At 51.1% G+C, this 278-nt stretch carries 1 protein-coding gene; it reads left to right on the forward strand.

What is annotated here, in order from left to right; translation table 11 throughout:
• The coding region (locus tag LK536_RS58700; RefSeq protein WP_506092322.1) for a GNAT family N-acetyltransferase at nucleotides 1-246 on the forward strand (246 nt) is incomplete at its 5' end.
• Nucleotides 247-278: the final 32 nt, after the last annotated feature.

The raw sequence follows: 278 nt of genomic DNA on the forward strand, positions 1-278 counted from the left end.
TACAGTATTATAAGGATACTGGCAGCTGAAGGTGAGATACAGCGGATTGCTGCCCTGCCCGGTTACCGCAGGCAGGGAATCGCAAGGAAACTCATGGACGCCATGGTCAATTTTTCCAGAGGAAGGGGCGTGCGCTCCATTGCCCTGGAGGTCCGTGAAAGTAACGCCGGAGTCAGAAAGCTTTATGAATCCTACGGTTTCAGGCAGGAGGCCCTGCGCAGGGGGTATTATCATAATCCGTATTAAACAGCTTGAGAGGTGAGAAACAAACGTATGTT

The organism is Clostridium pacaense (genome assembly GCF_020709765.2).
Taxonomy (GTDB): domain Bacteria; phylum Bacillota; class Clostridia; order Lachnospirales; family Lachnospiraceae; genus Enterocloster; species Enterocloster hominis.